The 1,610-nt window shown below is 69.1% G+C and carries 2 protein-coding genes and 1 pseudogene; 2 read left to right on the top strand and 1 reads right to left on the bottom strand.

Going from position 1 to position 1,610, the window contains the following annotated elements; genetic code table 11:
* Positions 1 to 128 (bottom strand): annotated as a pseudogene (locus ACJA3G_RS36600) (1,2-phenylacetyl-CoA epoxidase subunit A); the annotation flags it as partial.
* A gap of 154 nt (positions 129 to 282) precedes the next feature.
* On the opposite strand from ACJA3G_RS36600, the gene paaA reads away from it, so the two are divergent.
* Together paaA and paaB are read left to right on the top strand one after the other, a co-directional pair.
* Complete coding sequence (gene paaA / locus ACJA3G_RS36595; protein ID WP_406557329.1) at positions 283 to 1,287, top strand: 1,2-phenylacetyl-CoA epoxidase subunit PaaA; 1,005 nt, start codon at positions 283 to 285, stop codon at positions 1,285 to 1,287.
* Positions 1,284 to 1,571: a 1,2-phenylacetyl-CoA epoxidase subunit PaaB gene (gene paaB / locus ACJA3G_RS36590; RefSeq protein ID WP_406557328.1), complete on the top strand. Its 288-nt coding sequence runs from the start codon at positions 1,284 to 1,286 to the stop codon at positions 1,569 to 1,571. The genes paaA and paaB overlap by 4 nt, the downstream gene beginning before the upstream one ends.
* The last annotated feature ends 39 nt before the right edge of the window (positions 1,572 to 1,610 follow it).

Below are 1,610 nucleotides of genomic sequence, written 5' to 3'. Positions count from 1 at the left end.
TGGCGGACGAGTGAGGCCCGGTAGGCCTCGGGCATCCAGTCGCGCGGCTCGATGCGCTCGTCGGCGGCCACCGCGGCGTCGAACGCGGCCAGGTACGCCGACGTGTCCTTCTCGTCGTACGAATCCATCCCGCCCCGATCCCGCTCGGCTCCACTGGGTTATCCACAGGGTTGACACCCTACGGGCCGTCGACTCACCATTGAAGTCAATGGACCGAACGATCGGTCGGGCGCGAGTGGCCCGGCGGACGGCCCGGAATCGACAGCTCGGCAGGGGGCTCGGATGACGGCAGTGACCGCGGAGACCGGCACCAACAAGCACGGCTCACCCACGGCGGACGAGAAGGACACGTCGGCGTACCTGGCCGCGTTCGACGCCGCGGTGGCCGCCGACGAGCGCATCGAGCCGCGCGACTGGATGCCCGAGGCCTACCGGGCCTCACTCGTCCGCCAGATAGCGCAACACGCCCACTCCGAAATCATCGGCATGCAGCCCGAGTCCAACTGGATCACCCGCGCGCCCTCGCTGCGCCGCAAGGCGATCCTCATGGCGAAGGTCCAGGACGAGGCCGGCCACGGGCTGTACTTGTACAGCGCCGCCGAAACCCTCGGCGTCAGCCGCGACGAACTGCTCGACAAACTCCACTCCGGCCGCCAGAAGTACTCATCGATCTTCAACTACCCCACCCTGACCTGGGCCGACGTCGGCGCCATCGGCTGGCTCGTGGACGGCGCCGCCATCACCAACCAGGTCCCCCTCTGCCGCTGCTCCTACGGGCCGTACGCACGGGCGATGGTCCGCGTCTGCAAGGAGGAGTCCTTCCACCAGCGCCAGGGCTACGAACTGCTCCTCGCCCTCTCCCAGGGCACCCCGCAGCAGCACGCGATGGCACAGGACGCGGTGGACCGCTGGTGGTGGCCCTCACTGATGATGTTCGGCCCGCCCGACGACGAGTCGTCCCACTCCGCACAGTCCATGGCCTGGAAGATCAAGCGGCACTCGAACGACGAACTGCGCCAGCGCTTCGTCGACATCTGCGTCCCCCAGGCCGAAGCACTCGGCCTCACCCTCCCCGACCCCGACCTCCGGTGGAACGAGGAGCGCGGACACCACGACTTCGGGACGATCGACTGGACCGAGTTCTGGGACGTCCTCAAGGGCAACGGCCCCTGCAACGAACAACGGCTCACCCAACGGCGCCGCGCCCATGAGGAAGGCGCCTGGGTCCGCGACGCGGCAGCCGCGTACGCGACCAAGCACCACAGGAACGGGGAGGCAACGGCATGACCACACACGACTGGCCGCTGTGGGAGGTGTTCGTGCGCTCGCGCCGCGGACTGTCCCACACCCACGCCGGAAGCCTGCACGCCCCGGACGCCCAGATGGCCCTGCGCAACGCGCGCGACCTCTACACCCGGCGCTCCGAAGGCGTCTCCATCTGGGTGGTGCCCTCCAACGCCGTCACCGCCTCCTCCCCCGACGAGAAGGACTCCTTCTTCGAACCGGCCGGCGACAAGCCCTACCGCCACCCGACCTTCTACGAGATCCCGGAAGGCGTGAAGCACCTGTGACGGCCCCGACCCCCGCACCCACGACGGACACGCCCACGC

The organism is Streptomyces sp. YS-3 (genome assembly GCF_045257485.1).
Lineage (GTDB): Bacteria > Actinomycetota > Actinomycetes > Streptomycetales > Streptomycetaceae > Streptomyces.
This window is presented reverse-complemented; position numbering and strand designations above follow the sequence as displayed.

Bases quoted from the DNA above. Each gene is read 5' to 3' on its own strand.
- paaA (WP_406557329.1), top strand. From the start codon at position 283: ATGACGGCAGTGACCGCGGAGACCGGCACCAACAAGCACGGCTCACCC.
- paaB (WP_406557328.1), top strand. From the start codon at position 1,284: ATGACCACACACGACTGGCCGCTGTGGGAGGTGTTCGTGCGCTCGCGC.